The organism is Streptomyces sp. NPDC008125 (genome assembly GCF_042957125.1).
Taxonomy (GTDB): domain Bacteria; phylum Actinomycetota; class Actinomycetes; order Streptomycetales; family Streptomycetaceae; genus Streptomyces.
In genome coordinates, this window is the sequence record NZ_JBIBHR010000028.1 from 22539 (window position 1) to 43679 (window position 21141).

A 21141-nucleotide genomic window follows, 5' to 3' on the forward strand; every position below is an offset into this window, starting at 1 on the left:
GACGAAAGGTGAGGGTCAGGTCTTCTGGGTCGGGGCGAGGTCCCCGTCGACATCGCCCAGGTCGTTCAGGAACTCCTGGCTCTTGATGTCCTCCAGGCTGCCCGCCTGGTTCTTCTTCATCGTCTCCAGCACCGTCCTCATGTTCTTCTGGATGTCGTTGAAGAGCTTGAGCTGGGCGCTGATGACGTCCGCCTGGGACCCTGCCGCGCCCGTGAGGTACTCCACCAGCGGATTCGCGCTCAGCGGGGTCGCGTCCTTCCCGACCAGCTTGCCGAGCTTGAGCACATGGCTGCTGAGGCCCACTTCGGGAGAGGCCATCTGGGCGCTGAGGAACTTCAACGAGGAGATCCCACCCTTCTCGGCATCCTTCTCCAGCGCGGTCAGCAGGTCGATGAACTCCTGCACGTCGGTGTCGATGAATTTCTGGAGGGAGTCCGTGTCCAGGTGCGACAGATTGGCCGGGTCGGCCGCCATGGCTGCTCACAATCGTCGGGGGTGGCGGGTCGTCTGGCGGAAGGCAGCGGTCCGGGCAGGCGGTGGTTCACCCGCCGACGCGGATGTTCCCCCACTCCGAGGCGCTGCGGTTCTCGTGCCTGCGGTACTGGTCCGAGATGTCGCTCAGTGTGGCGCTGTGCTTCGTCAGGACCTGACCCAGCTGTGTGGTGGCCTGGTTCCACTGGTTCTGCAGAGCGGCATACGTCGCCGCGTCCGCACCCTGCCAGGCGCCGTGCAGCCCGGCCAGCTCCTCGTTGAGGGTCTGCACCAGGGACTGGATGCGGTTGGTCTGCAGGCGCATGTCCTCGACGGCCTTGTCCACCCCGCCGTACTCGACGTGGATGATGCCGGAGGGATCGTTCGGGGTGGTCATGGCGAACTCCTGGAGAGGGGGAAGGGGCTGGGACGTGAAGCGGAGGGCGTCGGACGGGTGATCAGGTCAGCTGGCCGAAGACGTCGTTCGACCGGTTGCTGGTCAGGATGGTCTCCGTGGTCTGCCCCTGAAGTTGCTGCTGGAGCACGCCGGTCTCCTGGAGCTGTTCCATCATCTGGTTGATGTTTCTGGTGATGACGTCGACCTGGCCGCTCCAGTCCGCGAGCAGCCGCTGGTACGCCCCGCCGTCCTGGCCCCCGTACGCGGACGTGAGGGCGCTCATGGTCGTGCGCACCTCCTCCTGGGCCTGCTTGATACCGCTCTGCCCCTTGCTGAGGGCGTTGTAGCCCTTCTGGTTCTCGGACTGGGACGACGTCTGGAGGTTGCCGGGAGGGGCGGGGGGGTTCGACATGTCAGGTGTCCTTTCCAGAACGTGAGCGTCTGTCGATGCTAGGGATGGCGGTGTGGCGCAAGCAATGGTCTGAGGCGAGATCTGAGCTGAAATTGATCATTGCCCAACCGGGAAGGCTCTTGACGGCCCCGAGGGTGACTGGATCTGACGGCCTGGCCCGAAGTGGACGCCGCCCATCGACCGGCTTTCACCCGCAGGACTTCTCCGACGGGACGGCGGAAGCCGCTCGCTCACCGTCGGCCACCGCCGCGTCGAGCACCGGCCCCGTCGGCAGCATGTCCAGCAGCCGGGACGGCACCGCCTGCGCGTGCCCGCCCTTGAGGCCCAGCCGCTCCACCGACTCCGCGTCCGGCAGCCGGTACTTGATGCCCACATCGGTGACCAGATACGTCGTCGTGCCGATGACGGAGCCCCCCGCGCCCAGCGCCTGCACGAGCGCACCGCCCCCGGGCCGTACCTCCAGACCGTCCACGGCCAGGCACGCCCGCCGGATCTCGGGGCCGGAGGCGACCGGAGCCGCCCGTGCCGCCGTCGGCACGAGCGCCAGGGCCACCCGGGGCGCGGACCCCTCCGGCTGGATCCGGGCGCAGACCGACGTGCCGGGACCCGGGTCCCGTACGACGGGCGTACGGGACGGCCAGCCCGCCGGGTCTCCGGTCGCCTCGCCGGCCGGCGCCCGGTGCTGGGCCAGCTGGTCCGCGGTGAGCGGGAGCGCGACCGGGACCGACCCCTTGTAGGCCAGCTTCGCCGTCCGGTCGTCCCCCAGTACGAGGGCTGCCCCGGGAGTGCTCAGCGGGCGCAGGCCGCCCTTCTCCAGAAGGAAGTGCTGGGTGGTGGCGCCCGGCGACGCCAGTGCGTACACCTGGCCCGTCCGCCCGACGAGGCCGTCGATCCGGGGGCCGGCCGCGCCCCGGCCGTCCACCTCCGGCGCGGTCAGATCGGGTCCGGCCGGCACGCTGTCGAGGAAGGCCGCGGAGACGGGCACCGGCGTCACCCCGGAGTAGCCCAGCGCCTCGGCCGCACCGTGCTTGCCGAGCCGCAGCCGGTGATCGCCCCACAGGAGGTGCGTGGCTCCGTCCGGGCCCTGGACGAGGACGGCGCGGTCGTCTCCGGGGGAGACCCCGTCGGCGGGGATGCCCACGCGGAGCGACGTGACGGAGCGCCGTCCGGTGCGGTCGGCGCCCGTGCGGTCCGGTTCCTCCGCGCAGACCTGCCACGCCCCCTGCTCCAGGTCTCCGGGGCCGGGCAGCGCGTCGGGGGCGCCGGGGATGCCGACCGGGGTGCCGTGCCGCTCGCCCGCCAGGGACGCCCCGGACACGGAGACCACCTTGAGGTCGTCGGCCGCGATCAGCTTCGCCGAAGCCCAGTTGCGCACCGGGCGCAGCGTCTTGTCGAGATACAGGAAGCGGGTACCGGTGTCCTTCTGCACGATCAGGTTCGAGTCCTGCTGCCAGGTCTTGGAACCCGCGGGCGAGATCATGCCGAAGAGCAGGAACCCGACGGTGAGGACGACTCCGAGGCCGATTCCCCAGGCCATGCCCCGGTTCGTGCGGCCCACCGGGGACTCCGGGGAGTCCGGGTCGCTCCGCAGCATGCCGCTGGTCAGCCGCCCCATGACGAAGAGGTGGGCCTGGACCTGGTCCTTCCTGGACTGCATGTCGTCCCCCTCAGCCGTTGGCGGTGCGCAGGGCCGTGTACACGCCCAACACCCACAGGGACAGCGGGATCAGGGCGACGGCGAGCAGGGTGTGCAGGACGTCGGCCGCCCGGCCCCAGTAGGGCAGCATCCGGCGGCCGGGCACCGACCACGAGGCGATGGCCGCCGACACGGCGACCGCGACGAGCGCCGCGATCAGGAACGGGCGCTGCCCGGCGTCCAGCGAACCGGCGGCCCGCACCGCCATCAGGACCAGGCCGTACAGTCCCGGAAGCATGACCGCGGGCCGCTGCCACACGTTGCCGATGCCGCGCGCGTGCAGGAGCAGGAGCAGGCACAGGACTGCGGCGGTGACCACGGCGGCGGTGTCCGGGCGGATCATGACGAGGGCGGTCAGGACCACCGCGCAGACCAGGCCGGTCCCCGCGTACAGGGCGGTCATCCATTCCTCGGCGAGCGCGGTGCGGCTCACCACGATCTGGCTGGGGTGCGGTTCGATCCCTTCCTGGAGCTGCTCCGCGTTGGTCGGCAGGGCGGGCAGCCGCAGCCCGGACAGCCGGAACGCGATGCCCGGGACGAGGCCGCCGAAGACGACCGCCAGGACCGCGAGGACGCTCGCCGCGTGCGCGGCCGGCCAGTCGGTGACCAGTATCAGCGCACCCCACAGGGCACCCGCGAGCGCGACCGCCGCCGCGCTCAGCAGCAGTGGCACGAAGGCCGCGACGGCGGCCACCGCCAGCACCGCCCCGCCCGCTGCCGCCGCCGAACCGGCGAGCAGCCGCGCCCCCGTCAGGTGCGCGTCCGCGTCACCACTGGGCAGCAGCGCACCGGCCAGCCCCAGATACGGCGCGACCAGGACGCCGAGTGCGGCGCCCGCCGCGGAGTCGCCCACCGCCCGGCTCGCCGTGGCGGCGCCGAAAAGCACCAGCAGTCCGGTGCCGGCCGCGACCGCGGCCCGCAGCGGTGCGGAGCCGCCCGGCAGCGCCAGCACCAGCAGCCCCGCCGCGAGGAGCACCACCGCTGTGCCGCGCAGCAGCCACCGGCTGGTCCGGGCCTCCCAGCCGTGCGGGCGGTCGCGCATCGTCTCGGCGACCCCGTCCACCAGGTCGTCGAAGTGGACTGGCGGCAGCGCCTCGGCGCGAGGGCGGAGGAACAGCGTCTCGCCGTCCCGCAGCGCCAGGCTCTCCGGGGTGCGCTCGACGTCCAGGGGCTCCTCGCCCAGGCGTTGCAGCACCCAGCCGCCGTGTTCGATCCCCTTCTCCGCGAGGTCGTGGCCCGCGTGGTCGAGGAGGATGGGCAGCAGGTCGGACACGGGCACGTCGGCGGGAACCGCCAGATCGATGACCCGTTCCCGGGTTCTCACCGTGATCCGGCACAGGCCGGGGGCGGATATGTCTGTCATGCGGCGGGGCCACACCTCTCCGAGGGGCGGGGATACCAAAGTTGATGACCGCACACTACCTTTGATCTTGGGTCAGGCCGTCTGCCACTGGTGAGACCGTCCCGAGCGGCGCATTCGCGCCCTTTGTGCCGAACCGTCTGGACCCCCGCCTCCCCACCGCCTCAGAGGCGACGAGCCCGAGGAGTAATTCCGCGTGAGCACCGTTCTGTTCCGTCGTCCCGCCCGCAGGCGGGGCCCCGACATGCCGGACGGCGAGATCAGCCTCCAGGAACCGCCCGCCCTCCCGGAGGCGGAGCCGAACACCTCGGCCATGTGGATGTACCTCCCCATGGGCCTGACGTCGATCGCCATGATGATGATGTTCATCAGACCCGGCCAGGCCACCACCTTCAGCTACCTGGCCATCGGGCTGATGCTGCTCTCGTCCGTCGCGATGATCGTCGGACAGCTGATGCGCAGCGCGGGCGAACGCAAGCGCAAGCTCAAAGGAGAGCGACGGGACTACCTGCGGTACCTGGCCCAGACCCGGCGCAGGATCCGCCGCGCGGTGGCGGATCAGCAAAAGGCCCTGGCCTGGCGTCACCCGGACCCGGCCGGACTGTGGGCGCTGACCGGCACCAGCCGGCAGTGGGAACGCCGCCCCGCCGACGAGGACTTCGCAGAGGTACGTGTCGCCGTCGGCGAGCAGAAGCTCGGCACCCGGCTCGCCCCGCTGGCCACCAAGCCCGTCGAAGACCTGGAACCGCTCACCGCCCACGCCCTGCGCAGCTTCATCCGCGCGTACGGAACCGTGCCGGGCCAGCCCATCGCCCTCTACCTGCGCGCCTGGTCGCGGATTCTCGTGCACGGCGACGACGAGCGGGCCCGTTCCCTCGCCCGCGCCCTGATCGCCCAGCTCGCGGCCTTCCACGCCCCCGAGGAACTCACCGTCGCGCTCTGCGTCTCCGACGCGCGGCGCGCCGACTGGGAGTGGGTGAAATGGCTGCCGCACGCCCAGCACGCCTACCAGCGCGACGGCGCGGGCCAGGCCCGTACCGTCGCGGCGGGGCTCGTGGAGCTGGACGAGCTGCTCGGTGCGGACTTCACCGAACGCCCGCCCTTCGACCCGGAGACCGCGCCCGGCCGCGACGAGCCCTTCACCGTCGTCGTCGTGGACGGCGGCACCGTGCCGGGCGGCCACCGCCTCGAAGGAGCCGGGTACCGCAACGCCGTCGTCGTCGACCTGTCGCAGACGCTGGCCTGGAAGCCCGCCCGCGGCACCCTGCGGCTGCGCATCGACGACGACGGACTCCATCTGGTGCGCACCGACCGCGAACGCAAGGAGCAGTCCACCCTGCTGGGTGAACCCGACACGCTCGGTCCGCTCGCCGCCCGTACGCTGGCCGCCCGGCTCGCCCCGTACCGCCTCGGCGGTGGTGCGGTCTCGGCCGAGCCGTTCGTCTCCGACACCGAACTCACCTCTCTGCTCGGCATCGCGGACCTGCGCCGCCACGACCCCGCCAAGCTGTGGGACAGCCGTCCGCTGGAGAGCCGTGGCCGGCTGCGGGTACCGATAGCCGTCGGCGAGGACGGACTGCCCGTCGAACTCGACATCAAGGAGTCCGCCCAGGGCGGCATGGGCCCGCACGGCATGCTCATCGGCGCCACCGGCTCCGGCAAGAGCGAACTGCTGCGCACCCTGGTGCTGGGCCTGGCGCTCACCCACTCGTCCGAGACCCTCAACTTCGTGCTCGTCGACTTCAAGGGCGGCGCCACCTTCCTCGGAATGGACGAACTGCCGCACACCTCGGCCGTCATCACGAACCTGGCGGAGGAACTCCCCCTCGTCGGGCGCATGCAGGACGCCCTGCACGGCGAACTGATGAGGCGCCAGGAACTCCTCCGCCGGGCGGGGAACTACTCCTCCGTGCTGGAGTACGAGAAGGCCCGCGCCTCCGGTACTCCGCTGGCACCGCTGCCCTCCCTCTTCATTGTCGTCGACGAGTTCTCCGAGCTCCTCTCCGCACACCGTGACTTCATGGAACTCTTCGTGATGATCGGCCGCCTCGGGCGCTCGCTCGGCGTCCACCTCCTGCTGGCCTCGCAACGGCTGGAGGAGGGCCGCATGCACCAGTTGGAGTCCCACCTCTCCTACCGCATCGGGCTGCGTACCTTCTCGGCGATCGAGAGCCGCGGCGTGCTCGGTGTCCCCGACGCCTACCACCTGCCGCCCACCCCCGGCAGCGGCTACCTGAAGAGCGGCGTGGAAGCGCTGACCCGGTTCCGGGCCGCGTACGTCTCCGGGGCGTACACGAGCAGGCGCGGTGCCGCCCAACAGGCGCAGATAGCCCGCCAGGTCGTGCCGTGGGGCACCGACTGGGTGGTGCCGCGCACCCTGCCCGCCGCCCCCGAACCGGTGACCGAGGAGCCCGGCCCGGGCGAGTCCCTCCTCGCGCTCGCCCTCGGCCGGCTGCGCGACAGCGGGCCGCCCGCCCGCCAGGTGTGGCTGCCTCCGCTGGGCGCCCCGCCCGCCCTCGACGCACTGCTGCCACCCCTGGTCCCGGACCCCGACTTCGGCCTCACCACGACGGGTTGGGCCGACCGGGGCAAGCTGCGCGTTCCCGTCGGCATCGTCGACAAGCCCTTCGACCAGGTGCGCGACCTGCTCATCGCCGACTTCTCCGGCGCGGGCGGACACCTCGCCGTCGCAGGAGGCCCGCAGAGCGGCAAGTCCACCGTGCTGCGGACCCTCATCGCCGCGCTCGCCCTCACCCACACCCCCCGCGAAGTGCAGTTCTACTGCCTGGACTTCGGGGGCGGCGCGCTGCTCGGCCTGTCCGGACTGCCGCACGTCGGCGGGGTCGCCGGCCGTCTCGACCGGGAACGGATCTCCCGCACCCTCGCCGAGGTCACCTCGCTGCTCAACCGGCGGGAGCTGTTCTTCCAGGAGCAGGGCATCGACTCCATGGCCACCTACCGCAGGCGGCGGGCCGAAGGACAGTACCCCGACGAGCCGCTGGGCGACGTCTTCCTCGTCGTGGACGGCTGGTCCACGGTCCGCAGCGACATGTTCGACGACATCGCGGTCTTCAACGGCATCGCCACCCGGGGCCTCAACTACGGCGTCCACCTCATGGTCAGCACCTCCCGCTGGGTGGAGCTCTCCGCCGCCCTCCGCGACCAGGTCGGCACCCGCCTGGAGCTGCGGATGGGCGACCCGATGGACTCCGCCGTCGACATCCGCAAGGCCGGCACCGTGCCCGCCGTGCCCGGACGCGGTCTGAGCAACGAGAAGCTCCACTTCCTCGCCGCACTCCCGCGCATCGACGGCGGCGAGGACGCGGAGGACCTCACGGACGCCCTCGCGGACCTCGTCGAGGCCGTCGCGGAGAACTGGGACGCCCCGCCTGCCCCGCCCGTCCGCATGCTGCCGGCCCACCTCACCACCGCCGACCTGCCGCCGGCGGACCCGGAGCGGCCGCTGCGCGTCCCGTTCGGCCGGGACGAAGCCGAACTGGCCCCCGTCTGGCACGACTTCGCCCAGAACCCGCACCTGATGCTGGTCGGTGACACGGAGAGCGGCAAGACCAGTGCGCTGAGGCTGCTCGTCCAGCAGATCGTCGCGAACCACACCCCCGAGCAGGCGCGCATCCTGGTGGTCGACTACCGCCGCGAGCTCGTCGAGGCGGTCCCCGAGGAGTACCGGCTCGGTCACGCGGTGGCGGCGGACCCATTGCGCGAACTCGTCGACGGTGTCACCCGGGCGATGGTCGTCCGCGCCCCGGGCGAGGACATCTCCCCGGCCCGGATGCGGCGGGCCGACTGGTGGACCGGGCCGCGCGTGTTCGTGCTCGTCGACGACTACGAGATGGTCGGCACCGGCTTCAGCGGCCCCTTCGAACCGCTGCTGCCGCACATTCCGCTCGGCTACGAGGTCGGCCTCCACCTGGTCGTGGCCCGCGCGTCGACCGGCGCGTCACGCATGGACCCCCTGATGCGCAAGCTCCAGGAGGTCAACTCCCCGGCCCTCCAGCTGTCCTGCCCGCCCTCGGAGGGCTACGTCTTCGACAGCGTCAATCCGCGGATTCTGCCGCCGGGGCGTGCGCTGCGGATCGCCCGCCGCAAGGCCGCGCTGGTCCAGATCGCGCTTCCCCGTGAGGTGGCGCCGCCGAAGGAGGAACGGGAGGAGTAGCCGTCAGGCGCTGCCGCCGCTCCCGCGTGCGTCCCCGGTGCCCAGCCGGCCCGGCCGCCAGCCCCTGGCCCGCCCCCGCGGCATCACCACCGCGAGGAACGCCACGAGCAGCGCCACCCCCGCGGCGCCCGCCGTGACCAGCAGCGCGGTGTTCGTGGCGCCCGCGGTGTCCGGCGGCGGTACGGGCCGCACCGGGTCCGGGCGGCCGGCCGCCGCTCGCGCGGCCGGGGCCTGGGCGCCCGCCACCGCGCCGTAGGGGTCCAGCGCGGGCAGGTCCGCCGGGTACGCCGTGCGCACCAGCCTCTCCCGCACCTGGGCCGCGTCCAGCTCCGGGTGGTAGGAGCGCACCAGCGCCGCCGCGCCCGCCGTCACCGCCGCCGCCAGTGACGCGCCGGAGCCCGTCCACATGCCGCCGCCCACCGGGCCGGGGCCGACGAGCGCGTCACCGGGCGCGGTGAGGTCGGCGCGCGTGTAGGGCGGGGCATCGTCCGGACGGGTGCCCTGCGGGCCGGTGTCCAGTACGGCGAGGACGTTCTCCGGAGGGGCGGGAGCGGGTTTGGCCGGCGCGTCGGTGCCGGTGGACAGCGGCACACTGTCCGCCGCCGCCGGGGCCACCACCAGCGAGTCCTTTGCCGCGGCCACAGCCAGAGCCGCCCGTACCGCCTTGTCCGCGCCGTTCAGCGGCGCTGACACGACGATCACACCGGCCCCGCGCTCCGCCGCCGCCCGCACCCCGGCCGCCAGCCGGGCCGGATCGGGTTCGCCACGGACGCCCGTGCCCCGTACGGCCAGGATCCTCGCCTGTGGGGCGACCCCGGCAAAGCCCTGGCCGGGAGTGGCCGCCCCCGCGACGAGACCCGCCTGGAAGGTCCCCCGTCCCACGCAGTCCTCGTCCGCGTCGTCCACCGCGTCGACCCGGCCGGCCAGCACGGCGGGCCCGTCGCTCACCCCGGTGCCGACGATCGCGACCGTCACGCCCCGCCCCTGCGACAAGGTCCACACCTGGTCCAGGCCGAGCGCCTGGCGCGTCCAGGGGGCGTCGGAGGTGGCACGGCCCTCGGCGGTCGTGCACGCCTGCTGGGAGGACAGGCGCTCGGGTACCCCCGGCAGCACCACCTGTCCGTCGCCGTCGTCCGCGAAGGCGAGCCGGACCGGCAGGGCGGTGAGAGCGGTGCAGAGCAGCAGAACGGTCGTACGGCGGAGCATGCGGGGCGTTCCTCGGTTCCGTGAGGTCCAGGATGTACGGGGATCCGGAAGGTCCGGGGAGGACTGCGCGGCGGGGCGGCCGGGCGGCCTCAGGAGGGCTGCGGCAGACCGGTCAGGTCCTCCGGCAGCAGGAGCTGCAGATCCTCCAGGCTCGGCGCCGCGATTGCGCTCAGCCGCCCGGCCTGACGCGTCATCATCTCCTCCAGGGTCTGCCGCGCGAGACGTGCGTTGCCGAACGTGCGCCCCCTGGGCAGCCCGTCGAAGTGCGCGCGCAGCGCGGTGGCGGCACCGGGCGCGCACTCGTAGCCGTTGTCGACGGCGTGCTGGCGCACGATCGTGACCAGCTCGTCGGAGGAGTAGTCGGGGAACTCGACGTGCCGGGGGAAACGGGACGCGAGACCCGGGTTGGAGCCCAGGAAGCGCGCCATCTCCTCGGTGTAGCCCGCCGCGATCACCACCACCTCGTCGCGGTGGTCCTCCATCAGCTTCAGGAGGGTGTCCACGGCCTCCTGGCCGAAGTCGGACGAACCGCCGCTCCCCGCGGGAGTGAGGGTGTACGCCTCGTCGATGAACAGCACACCGCCGAGCGCCCGCGTGAACACCTCCTTCGTGAGCTGCGCGGTGTGCCCGACCCACCGGCCCACCAGATCGGCCCGCGACACCTCGACCAGCTGGCCGCGCGGCAGCACACCGAGTGAGGCCAGCAGTTCCCCGTACAGCCGGGCCACCGTCGTCTTGCCGGTTCCGGGCGGGCCCGCGAAGACCAGGTGGTTGCTGATGCGAGGTGCGGGCAGCCCGGCCTCGGCGCGGCGGCGTGCGGTGGCCAGCAGATTGACCAGGTCGCCCACCTCCCGCTTGACCGCGGCGAGCCCCACCAGTGCGTCCAGCCGCAGCAGCGGGTCGTCGTCGGCCTTGGGGTCCACGGCCGCGCTCACGCCGACGTCCTTCGCCGTCAGTACCGCCAGATCGCGTTCGTTGACCTCCGCCATGCCCGCCAGCCGGGACGCCTGACGGTCCACCATCTCCTCGAACACCTTGCGCGCGGTGCGCCCGTTGCCGAACGACGCGTCGCGCGGAAGGGCGTCGAAGTGGCCGTGCAAGGCGGTCCTGGCCGCCGGTTCGAGCTCGTAGCGGTGCCCCGAGCACATCCGCTCGACGATGGTGACCAACTCGTCCGAGGTGTAGTCGGTGAACTCCACGGTGCGGGTGAACCGGGATGCCAGACCGGGGTTGGAGGTGAGGAAACCGGTCATCTCCTCCGGGTAGCCGGCCGCCACGACCACCACGTCCTCCCGGTGGTCCTCCATCAGCTTCACCAGTGTGTCGATGGCCTCCCGGCCGAAGTCCGCGCCCGAACCACCGCCGTCGGACACCAGGGTGTACGCCTCGTCGACGAACAGCACCCCGCCCAGCGCCTTGTTGAACGTCTCGGTGGTCTTGATCGCGGTGCCGCCGACGATCTGGGCCACCAGGTCGGCCCGCGAGACCTCCACCAAGTGCCCGCTGCGCAGCACTCCGAGCGACGCGAGGATCGACCCGTACAGCCGGGCCACCGTCGTCTTGCCGGTTCCGGGCGGGCCCGCGAACACCAGATGGCGGCTCATCGGCGGGGCGGGCATGCCGAGGCTGGCGCGCCGCTGGGCCAGCCGGTTCAGGTTGATCAGCGTCAGGACCTGTTGCTTCACGTCGGCGAGACCGATCAGGGACTCCAGCTCGGCCACCGGGCCGGTGTCGTTGTCCGGTTCCGACTTCATCGGGACCGCGCCTCCCGGGAGGCGTCCGTCGCCCGCCGCCTCGGCACCCGCGGCGCTGCCCCAGGCATCCGGAGCGCCGTTGTCCGCACTGGTCAGGCCGTCGACGGCGAGCCGGTCGCCGGGCACCGCCTGGCGCAGTCCGCTGCCCCGGTTGTCCCGTACCGTGCAGCCGGTCAGCGAGGCCGGGTCGGTCCCCTCGACCCGTACGCCGTCGGCGGCGGAGCCGGACACCTCACAGGATTTCAGGGCCGCCCGCGCGCCCGCAGCGACCAGCACCCCGTGTTCACCCGCGCCGGTGACCCGCACCCGCGCGGCGGACAGCTCGCCCTCCGGATCGATGCGGACGCCCGCACCGGACGCGCCCTCGACGACGGTGTCGCGCAGGGTGACCGTGCCGAGCGCCCCGACGTGCACGCCCGACTCGGCCGCCGCCCGCAGCGTGCTGCCGCCGACGTACAGGCTGCCGTGTCCCGAGACGTGCACGGCCGAGCCGGCCGACGCCTCGACGACGCACTCCTCGAGCCGGCCTCGCCCGTCCTTGGCGACCTCCACCCCGTGCGACCCCGGCCGGGTGACGGTGGCGCGGCGCAGCAGCGGGTTGGCACCGGTACGGACGACGATGCCGGACCCGCCCGCGTCCCGTACCTCCAGGCGGTCGAACTCACCCGCCGAGTCCTCGTCGAGCAGCACTCCGACGGCCTCCGCGTCCGCCACGACGGTCCCGGTCAGTACCGGCGAGGAGAACCCGTTGACGCGGATCCCCGCGTCCCGCGCGGAGGTGAACACGCAGTCCTTGAAAGTGCCCCGGCTGCGTTCGGTCACGAACAGCCCGTGGCCCGCCGTCCGTTCCGTACGGCAGGCGGTGAGAGCGGGGGAGCTGCCGGCGCCCAGCACGAATCCGTGCCCGGTCGTGTCGGTGACCGTCACCTCCTCCAGCACGGTCTGCCCGGTCGAGCTGACGTACACCCCGACCACCGCCTGCCGGACCGAACCGCGCACCATGCGCACCGTGCTGTCCTCCTCGACGGCGACCCCGGGCTTGTCCGCCGCGGATATCTCGCAGTCCTCCAGGTGCAGGTACGCCTGGCCGTTCGTCAGCACCCCGTTGCCGCGGGTGTCGCGCAGCCTGCCGCCGCGTACGGTGATCCGCCCGTGTTCGCCGGCCACCACCGCGGAGGTGCCCAGATGCTCGACGACACAGTCCTCGACGAAGCTCTCGTTCCCGGACGTCGAGACCACACCTGCGCCCGCCGGATTGCTGACCCGGCACTCGCGCAGGACGAGGGACCCGCTGCCCCGCGCGAACAGCGCCGCCCACGCCGAGCCGTGCACCTCGCACCGGTCCATCGCGATCTGCCCGCGCGGTGAGTCGATGACCGGCAGTTCGTCGTCGTGGCCGCGCAGCACCAGATCGCTCACCATCACGGCGTCGCCGGTGAGGGTCAGCGCGGTCCCGCGCCGGGGCGCCAGTTCCACCGTTCCGGCACCCTCGGACGCGGTCAGCGTGATCGCGGTGGCAACGGTGAGGGACTCCTGGTAGCGGCCGGGGCCGATGCTGACGACGGCTCCGTTCCGGGCCCGTGCGACGGCCTCCGCGACGGTACGGAAATCGCCCGAACCGTCCACTGCGACGGTGAGCATCTGGCGTGACACGTATCTGACCTCCCGGCCCCCGGGGCCGGTGGGGCGACGGGGACACGCGGCATGTAAGGGGGTGTGCGGAACTTGAGTCCCCATCATGCCTGTTGCCGCAGGTCGACCGCCATGGTGGTCCAGGTCCGGCCAACCGTGCGGGCCCCGCTCCCGGGTGGCGGACGCGGAGAGCCGCGCGAGGACCTCACTGCCGGCCGCAGAGGAGACGACGGCCACGCCTGGCCCGCCGGAAGCAGCACGAGGGTCGTCAGCACGGCCGGTCCTGGGCCCGCCGCGGGGGCGCCCCGGCCGTGTTGCCGTACGCCTCGGAGAAGCTCCCCGTCCGAGCCCCGCGGCAGCGGCTGCCACGTCGCGGCGAGGCCGACGGCCGGATCACCGGCGCGGCGCCCTCGGCAGGAGCCGGTTCGCCCGGTGCTCCGCAGTGACCAGCACACTGTGTTCCTGAAGGCGCGGAACGGGTGGGCGCCCGGCGCCCGGGCAGCATGCGGCCCCGATGCTCAGGGCTCGTCGCGGACCAGGCCGGCGTCCCGCAGCTCGCTGACCCATATGTCCATGTCGGTCCGGGTGTTCTCGGGGTCGGTGTACCAGAGCGCGGCCAGCATCTCGGCGGCCGGGCCGAGTTCGCCGTTGTGCTGGCGCAGCGCGATCCACATGGCAGCGGCGACGGGGCTGCACCGGTAGATGGCGCCGTCCGCCGTGGTGAGGAATTCGAGGCACCCGTCCTCGGTGACGCGTGAGGTGACGCCGTGCTCTGGTCGTACCGGCATTCTGGCCTCCGTAGTCGATAGCCGGTCAGTGACGGCCAACCGGGGAGGAGGCGTGACCGTGTACACGGGGCGAAGATCGGTGTCTGTCCGGGCGGCGTAAGTCGCCGGCATTTCCCGGGACTGTCTCGCGCATCGGCTTGTTGAGGGCTGTCCCGCAGTTCCTGGCGGGCGCGTCACGACAGCCGCGGCACCTCGCCGCCCTGCCGGAACACCCGAGTACGTCCGATAGGTGAGCAACCCTCCGTCTTGCGATGTGCCGCATCCGATGCCGAGCGCTGGTTCGTCGGGAGTCGAGGGACAGCCCTTGGGGCGGGCTGTCCGACGCCGCGATAGACGCTAGTCTAGTACGTCCGTCTAGATTCTGGAGAGGGAAGCGGAACTCCGCCGCAACTCTGTCCGGAATACACTGCCCACTACATGAAGTCGGCCTGCCCCGGAAGCGATTCCGAGGCAGGCGGGAGTGGGTCCAGGAAGCGGACGCCGGTCACCGGCGCCCCGTGTGGAGCTCACCGGCGAGTGACCGGGACCGGCGGGCGGACGGCCCGCCGGTCCCGGTCACTCACGATCCGACCGCCGACGCGCTCATGCGGGCGCGGATCAGTTCGAGGACCGTGGCCACGTGGGAGTCGAGGAAGAAGTGGCCGCCGGGGAACACCTTCAGCTCGAACGAGGCCGTGGTGTGCTCGCGCCACGCTTCCGCCTCGTCGACCGTCACCTGCTGGTCCGCGTCACCGACGAGTGCGACGACGTCCAGCCCGAGCGGCGGTCCCGGTCGGTAGCGATAGGTCTCCGCGGCCTTGTAGTCGCTACGGATGGCCGGAAGGATCATGCGCAGGATCTCGGGATCGCCGAGCACCGCGGAATCCGTGCCGCTCAGCTGGGTGATGTCGGCGATGAGACGGTCGTCTCCCGCCTGGTGCACGCGCTCGTCGCGTACCCGGGAGGGTGCCCGGCGGCCGGAGGCGAAAAGCGTGACCGGCGGTGTCCCCCCGGCCTCCAGTCTGCGGGCCACCTCGAACGCGAGCGTGGCCCCCATGCTGTGGCCGAACAGAGTCAGCGGCAGGTCCCGCCAGGAGTCCAGCTCCCCGACGACGAGATCGGCCAGCTTCTCGATGTCCTCGACGCAGGGCTCGTGCCTCCGGTCCTGACGGCCGGGGTACTGGATGGCGAGAACATCGATCGCCGGGGACAGCGCACGCGACACCGGGAAGTAATAGGTGGCCGATCCGCCCGCGTGGGGGAAGCAGACCAGGCGGTTGCGGGCCGCGGGAGCCGGATGGAAGCGCCGGATCCAGGGGCCGGTCTCCCGTGATTCATCCGTCATCAGTGCTCTACGTCCTTCTGCTGTGGCTGTTGGTCGGAGCGGCCGAGGGGGCAGGGGTGGGGCAGCGCCGCGTCCTGCCTCACCGTGCCGCCCAGCTTCCGGGCGGCCGGTAGTGAAGTGGTGCGCTCCACCGGGGCGTCACGTCCCGGCGGATGCCGGGGACGGCTGTCGGAGCACGGTGCAGGCTCAGCAGCGCGGCCGTCACCGCGGCGATCTCCTCGACGGACGGCGCACCGCGGAGGAAGCGCAGCGCCGCTCCGGTGCGGTCCGGGGCCGCGGCGCCCGGTGCGGGGGAGTGGGGGGCAGTGGTCATGGTCGGTCCTCACGGGCTCAGGTCGGGGGGTTGCCGTGCTTGCGGGCCGGTACGGGTGCGTCCTTGGTCCGCAGCATCGCCAGGGAACGCACCAGCACCGCACGGGTCTCGGCCGGATCGATCACGTCGTCGACCAGGCCGCGCTCAGCCGCGTAGTACGGGTGCATCAGCTCCTGCCGGTACTCCTTGATCCGCAGCTCGCGGGCCGCCGCGGGGTCCGGCGCTGCGGCGATCTCCCGGCGGAAGACGATGTTCGCGGCGCCCTCCGCGCCCATCACCGCGATCTCGTTCGTCGGCCATGCGAAGGACAGGTCGGCTCCGATGGAACGCGAGTCCATCACGATGTACGCCCCGCCGTACGCCTTGCGAAGGATGACCTGGACACGGGGGACGGTCGCGTCGCAGTAGGCGTAGAGCAGCTTCGCGCCGTGCCGGATGATGCCCTGGTGTTCCTGGTCGGTGCCCGGCAGGAAGCCCGGCACGTCCACCAGAGTGATCAGGGGAATGCTGAACGCGTCGCAGGTCTGGACGAACCGTGCCGCCTTCTCCGACGCGTGGATGTCCAGCACCCCGGCCTGCGAAGCGGGCTGGTTCGCCACGATGCCGACCGTGTGGCCGTCCAGCCGGGCCAGCGCGCAGATGATGTTGGTGGCCCACAGCGCGTGGACCTCGAAGAAGTCCTCGTCGTCGACGATTTCCCGGATCACCGCACGCATGTCGTACGACTGGTTGGCGTGTTGCGGCACCAGGCTCAGCAGTGCCTCGCACCGCCGGTCCGCGGGGTCCTCGGTCGGCGCCTCGGGCGGGAGCTCGCGGTTGTTCGCGGGCAGCAGCGAGAGCAGGTGCCTGACCTCGTCCAGGCACTCCGCCTCGTCGTCGTACATGAAACCGGCCGCGCCGGAGACCGTCGCGTGGACCTGTGCCCCGCCGAGTTCCTCGTGCGTCACGCGTTCGTTGGTGACGGCCTGGACCACGTCGGGCCCGGTGATGTACATCTGCGAGATGTCCCGCACCATGAAGACGAAATCGGTGAGCGCGGGGGAGTAGGTGGCACCGCCCGCGCAGGGCCCGAGGATCACGCTGATCTGAGGGATCACCCCGGACGCCCGGACATTGCGGCGGAAGATCCCGCCGTATCCGGCGAGCGCCGTCACACCCTCCTGGATGCGTGCGCCGGCGCCGTCGCTCAGCCCCACCAGTGGCGCGCCGGCCGAGATCGCCAGGTCCATCACCTTGTGGATCTTCTGCGCGTGAGCCTCGCCCAGCGAGCCGCCGAAGACCCGGAAGTCATGCGCGTACGCGAACACCGTACGGCCGTGCACCTGGCCCCATCCGGTGATCACCCCGTCCCCGCTCGGCCGCCGGTGCTCCAGGCCGAACCCTGAGGACCGGTGCCGCCGCAGTGACTCCACCTCCTGGAACGTACCCGGGTCGAAGAGCAGCTCCAGACGCTCGGGCGCGGTCAACTTGCCCCGGGCATGCTGCTGTTCCGTCGAGCGCGGCCCCATACCCTCACGCGCCGCGTTCTTCAGCTCCGTCGCGTGAGCCACCAGAGAGCGCAGGTCCGGCCGGTGCTCCGCGGGGGTATCACCACCGCTGTCCGACGGGGCGTCCTGAATGACTGTCATGGTCCCACCCATCCACATGTCGACGGTGCGCGGTGGCTGCTCGCACCGGCGCAGGATGCGGTCAACCGTCCCTCATCGAAGGCCCGGTGCGATCCCCGCGTCCGCCCCTAAGTTGTCCGGAACCCCCCTAACCTCGCCGTTCCGGGGCCGAGCACGTCCGGGGCCACGCGAGTCGTCATCGCCTCGCCGCTCCGGCGCGGACCGAAACCCTTAGGGGCTCTACGGGGTGTCGCACGGTGGAAGCGAAGTGCCTTTGCGCCGCCTCGACGGCGGTGTGCCGGAGGCCGGAAGCGAGCGGGCGTCAACGGAATTCGGACCCGCGAACTTAGGGGTTTTGGCGGCAGCGGGCAGACCCCAGCCTGGGTCCCGACCGGTTCGGACACGAAGCGGCCCCACGGGCTGATCGCTCCTGAACGACGTGCTGAAGGGCAGGACACCATGAGACACGACCTCCGCACCGGTGGTGCGCTGGTCTTCCCCGGCATGAGCCCCACGCGCTTTCAGGACTCCGCCAAGTTCATGCTGATCAACCCGGTGGCCCGGCGGCTCGTCGCCGAGGCCGACGACGTGCTCGGCTACTCGCTCGTCGACCGCTACCGCGACACGGAGGGCGACTACAGCGAGTACGCGCAGGTCGCGTTCCTCGTCAACTGCCTTGCCCTCGCCACCTGGGCGCGGGACCGGTTCGACCCGGAACCCGCTCTCTGCGTCGGCCCCAGCTTCGGCGGAAAGACCGCGGCGGCCCACACCGGCGTCCTGGACTTCGCCGACGCGGTGCGCCTGACCGCCGGCTGGGCCAGGCTCCTGGAATCCTGGTTCGCGGAGAACCACCAGGACGTCGTCACCCACTCCTTCACCCGCGTCCCGCGCACCGAACTCGACCGGGTGCTCGCCGAACTCGACGAGCGCGGTGAGTGGTACGAGATCGCCTGCCACGTCGACGAAGACTTCTACATGGTGTCGCTGCGCGAGACCGTGCTGGAGTGGCTCGGCAAGCGGCTGCGTTCGGTCGGCGGCCTGCCGCTGTACACGATGCGCCCGCCCATGCACGCGAGCGTCTTCGAGCCCCTGCGCCGGCGGGCCGAGGAGGAACTCTTCGCCCCGCTGACCTTCCACGATCCCCGGATACCGGTCGTCGCCGACCAGGACGGCGCCCTGCTGACCACCGGCGACCAGGTCCGCACCATGCTCCTGGACGGCTTCGTCCGTCCCGTCCGCTGGCCCGCCGTCGTCGAAGCCCTGCTCGGACACGGTGTCCGCAGGCTGTACGTCGCCGGGCCGGACAGCCTCTTCGGCCGGGTTCCCGTCACCACCGGGAACTTCGATGTCGTCGCGGTGGACCCGAGGACAGCCCTTCAGCCCGTCCGCCGGAACCTCGCCGCCTGAGCGAGCCCCGGTCGACCCGGCCCCGACGCACACACACCCGGCGGGACGCGCCCAGGCCGGCGCCGCGCCCCTGCCGTCTCCACCAGGACCGGCCGCGGACTCACGAGCGAGAGGTACACCATGACCCTTCTGACCAGGACCGACCTGGGCTTCGCCTATCTGCAGCTGACCGGGTCGGCCTGGCAGGAGCCCGTCCGGTACACACTGGAAGAGCGCCTGGCGGCGCTGGCCGAGAACAACTGCGTCTCGATGGGCATGGGTGTCGAGGAGCTGGAGGCGTTCCTGGCCGAACACTCCGCGGACAAGCTGCGCGGCCTGCTCACCGAGTACGGGGTCCGGCTGCACGAGCTGGAGGTCCTGTTCGGCTGGAACGCCGGGCCGGAGGAGAGCGGCCCCGCCCTGGAGTCGGAGAACCGCCTGTTCGAACTGGCTGTCCTGGCCGGCATTCCGGCGGTCAAGTCCTGCGCCGTCTACCCGACGGGCGTGGAGATGCCCCCCACCGAGGTCCTCGCCGAGCGCTTCGGCGCGATGTGCGACCGTGCCGCCGCACGCGGGCTGAACATCTCCCTGGAAGCCATGGCCGTGATGCCCGGCTTCACCTACCAGGTCGCCTCCGACATCATCGTCGCCGCCGACCGTCCCAACGCCGGTCTCCTCATCGACATGTGGCACCTTTTCCGCGACCCGACGGGCGTCGGCGCGGTCGACCAGCTCACCGGCGCGCAGATCGCGGCCGTGGAGTTCGCGGACGCCCCGCGCACCCCGTCGCCCGACGTCATGAACGAGGTCCTCAGCGGCCGCCTGCTGCCCGGCGACGGCGACTGCGACATCACCGGGCTGCTGCACACGCTGGACGCGAAGGGTGTCGACGTCACCCCGTCCGTGGAAGTCCTCTCCGCCGAGCTGCGGGCGCTGCCGCTCAGCGAGAACATCGCCCGCACCGTCGCCGCCGTACGCGCCTCCCTCGAGAAGGCCCGCGGCTGAGAGAGCCGCCCCCTACCCACCGAGCGCAGAGACCTCTGGAGAAGGAACCATGTCCGATCTCGTCGACGCATGTCCGCACGCCCAGCCCCGCCCGTTCCCCCTGGAGCGCACCGGCTGTCCCCTGGACCCGGCACCGGAGTACGCGGTGCTGCGGGAGACCGAGCCGGTCTCCCGGGTCAAGCTCAAGTTCAACGGCCGTGAGGCATGGCTGCTCACCCGCTACGAGGACGTCCGGCAGATGCTGGTCGACCCGCGGTTCAGCTCCAACATGGCCGACCCCGGCTACCCACTCCAGTTCCACTTCCCCATGGAGCTCCTCGGCAAGGTCAAGCCGGCCCTGCTCCACATGGACCCGCCGGAGCACACCGCGCACCGCATGATGCTCATGCCGGAACTCAGCGTGAAGCGCGTCGAGGCGATGCGGCCGCGTACCCAGGAGATCGTCGACGAGTGCATCGACGCGATGCTGGAGCAGGGCGGACCGGTGGACCTCGTGTCCATGCTGTCGATGCCCGTGCCGTCCATCGGCATGTGCGAACTGACCGGTGTACCGCACGAGTCGCGCGACCTGTTCCACCGCTGGGTCACCCTCCTCGTCACCCAGGGCAGCGCCGAGGAGCACGCCTCGGCCAACGCCGAGGTCGAGGTGCTGCTCTACGAGCTGATCGCCGAGCGCCAGAAGAACCCGGGCGACGACCTGATCAGCAGCCTGCTCCAGCGCAACGACCGGAAGAAGGAACTGGAGCCGTCCGACATCAGCGCCCTGGTACGGGCCATGATCGCCGCCGGCCACGAGAGCACCGTCAACGGCATCACCATCGGTACCCTGGTCCTCCTCCAGCACCCCGAGCAGGCCGACTGGCTGCGCGCGCACCCCGAACTGTCGGGCCAGGCCGTCGACGAGCTGTCGCGCTACTCCAGCATCTCCGACCACGGCACCGTCCGTGTCGCGCTGGAGGACGCCGAGATCGGCGGCCAGCTGATCCGCAAGGGCGAGGGTGTCATCTGCTCGCTCTCCGCCTCCAACCACGACCCGGCGGTCTTCAAGGACCCCAACACCCTCGACCTGACCCGCCGCGAGGCACGCCACAACGTGGCCTTCGGCTTCGGACGCCACCAGTGCGCGGGCCAGATGCTCGTCCGTATGCAGCTGGAGGTCGTCTTCACGACCCTGCTGCGTCGCATTCCCGGGCTGCGCCTCGACGCGGCCCTGGACGAACTGCCCTTCAAGGCCAACGCCCTCATCGACGGCGTGCACGAGCTGCCGGTGACCTGGTAAAGGAGTTTTCCCATGCGTGTGATCGTTGACAAAGAGCGCTGCGTCGCGGCCGGTTCCTGTGTGATCACGTCACCCGCCGTCTTCGACCAGAACGACGAAGACGGCAAGGTGGTCCTGCTGATCGAAACGCCGGACGACAGGCTGCGCGAGGAAGTCACGGAGTCCGTCAACGTCTGCCCGGTCGGGGCACTGAGCATCGCCGACTAGGGCGTGTGTCGAAAGTGGCGCCGTTCGCCCGGAGGGCGGGTCCGGCGACGTCCGGTGCGTGCGATCGCAAGGCGGAGGGTCGCCCCGATACTGGATGTATCGGGGTGATCCCGACAACGCGGCGAGCGTG

16 protein-coding genes are annotated in these 21141 nt (G+C 71.7%); 5 read left to right on the forward strand and 11 right to left on the reverse strand.

Features of this window, described 5'->3' with window-relative positions; all coding sequences use genetic code 11:
* Positions 1–15: 15 nt before the first annotated feature.
* The 5 genes from ACFZAX_RS32340 to eccD all read right to left on the reverse strand — a co-directional run bounded on the left by ACFZAX_RS32340 (position 16) and on the right by eccD (position 4339).
* Positions 16–474, reverse strand: a complete 459-nt coding sequence (locus tag ACFZAX_RS32340) for a type VII secretion system-associated protein (RefSeq protein ID WP_390966054.1) — start codon at positions 472–474, stop codon at positions 16–18.
* A gap of 67 nt (positions 475–541) precedes the next feature.
* Entirely contained in the window at positions 542–868 is a 327-nt protein-coding gene (locus ACFZAX_RS32345; protein ID WP_390966056.1) for a WXG100 family type VII secretion target, read from the reverse strand.
* 61 nt (positions 869–929) lie between these two features.
* Positions 930–1280: a hypothetical protein gene (locus ACFZAX_RS32350; protein WP_390966058.1), complete on the reverse strand. Its 351-nt coding sequence runs from the start codon at positions 1278–1280 to the stop codon at positions 930–932.
* 187 nt (positions 1281–1467) lie between these two features.
* Complete coding sequence (gene eccB / locus ACFZAX_RS32355) at positions 1468–2937, reverse strand: type VII secretion protein EccB (protein WP_390966060.1); 1470 nt, start codon at positions 2935–2937, stop codon at positions 1468–1470.
* A 10-nt stretch (positions 2938–2947) separates the two neighbouring features.
* Complete coding sequence (eccD, locus tag ACFZAX_RS32360; protein ID WP_390966062.1) at positions 2948–4339, reverse strand: type VII secretion integral membrane protein EccD; 1392 nt, start codon at positions 4337–4339, stop codon at positions 2948–2950.
* A 193-nt stretch (positions 4340–4532) separates the two neighbouring features.
* Here eccD and eccCa point away from each other — a divergent pair, with 193 nt between their 5' ends.
* Complete coding sequence (gene eccCa / locus ACFZAX_RS32365; RefSeq protein ID WP_390966064.1) at positions 4533–8510, forward strand: type VII secretion protein EccCa; 3978 nt, start codon at positions 4533–4535, stop codon at positions 8508–8510.
* A gap of 3 nt (positions 8511–8513) precedes the next feature.
* Here the strand turns inward: eccCa and ACFZAX_RS32370 are convergent, their stop codons facing one another.
* The 6 genes from ACFZAX_RS32370 to ACFZAX_RS32395 all read right to left on the reverse strand — a co-directional run bounded on the left by ACFZAX_RS32370 (position 8514) and on the right by ACFZAX_RS32395 (position 17155).
* Positions 8514–9716, reverse strand: a complete 1203-nt coding sequence (locus ACFZAX_RS32370) for a S8 family serine peptidase (RefSeq protein WP_390966066.1) — start codon at positions 9714–9716, stop codon at positions 8514–8516.
* An 89-nt stretch (positions 9717–9805) separates the two neighbouring features.
* Positions 9806–13111, reverse strand: a complete 3306-nt coding sequence (locus tag ACFZAX_RS32375; protein ID WP_390966088.1) for a right-handed parallel beta-helix repeat-containing protein — start codon at positions 13109–13111, stop codon at positions 9806–9808.
* A 509-nt stretch (positions 13112–13620) separates the two neighbouring features.
* Positions 13621–13890: a PqqD family protein gene (locus tag ACFZAX_RS32380; protein ID WP_390966068.1), complete on the reverse strand. Its 270-nt coding sequence runs from the start codon at positions 13888–13890 to the stop codon at positions 13621–13623.
* A 559-nt stretch (positions 13891–14449) separates the two neighbouring features.
* A complete protein-coding gene (locus tag ACFZAX_RS32385; RefSeq protein WP_390966070.1) occupies positions 14450–15214 on the reverse strand; it encodes an alpha/beta fold hydrolase in 765 nt (254 codons plus the stop codon).
* A 79-nt stretch (positions 15215–15293) separates the two neighbouring features.
* A complete protein-coding gene (locus tag ACFZAX_RS32390) occupies positions 15294–15527 on the reverse strand; it encodes an acyl-CoA carboxylase epsilon subunit (protein ID WP_390966071.1) in 234 nt (77 codons plus the stop codon).
* Positions 15528–15544: 17 nt separating this feature from the next.
* Positions 15545–17155, reverse strand: a complete 1611-nt coding sequence (locus tag ACFZAX_RS32395; protein ID WP_390966073.1) for a carboxyl transferase domain-containing protein — start codon at positions 17153–17155, stop codon at positions 15545–15547.
* A 519-nt stretch (positions 17156–17674) separates the two neighbouring features.
* Here ACFZAX_RS32395 and ACFZAX_RS32400 point away from each other — a divergent pair.
* From ACFZAX_RS32400 to ACFZAX_RS32415, 4 genes are all read left to right on the forward strand, one after another.
* Positions 17675–18541 (forward strand): ACP S-malonyltransferase, encoded by an 867-nt coding sequence (locus ACFZAX_RS32400; protein WP_390966090.1) that lies wholly within the window; start codon positions 17675–17677, stop codon positions 18539–18541.
* A 120-nt stretch (positions 18542–18661) separates the two neighbouring features.
* The gene (locus ACFZAX_RS32405) at positions 18662–19525 is read left to right on the forward strand and encodes a TIM barrel protein (protein ID WP_390966075.1); all 864 of its coding nucleotides are present in this window, start codon (positions 18662–18664) and stop codon (positions 19523–19525) included.
* 49 nt (positions 19526–19574) lie between these two features.
* On the forward strand, positions 19575–20804 hold the full coding sequence (locus tag ACFZAX_RS32410; RefSeq protein WP_390966077.1) for a cytochrome P450: 1230 nt from the start codon (positions 19575–19577) through the stop codon (positions 20802–20804).
* Positions 20805–20816: 12 nt separating this feature from the next.
* Positions 20817–21011, forward strand: coding sequence for a ferredoxin (locus tag ACFZAX_RS32415; RefSeq protein WP_266776245.1), 195 nt, complete (start codon positions 20817–20819; stop codon positions 21009–21011).
* The last annotated feature ends 130 nt before the right edge of the window (positions 21012–21141 follow it).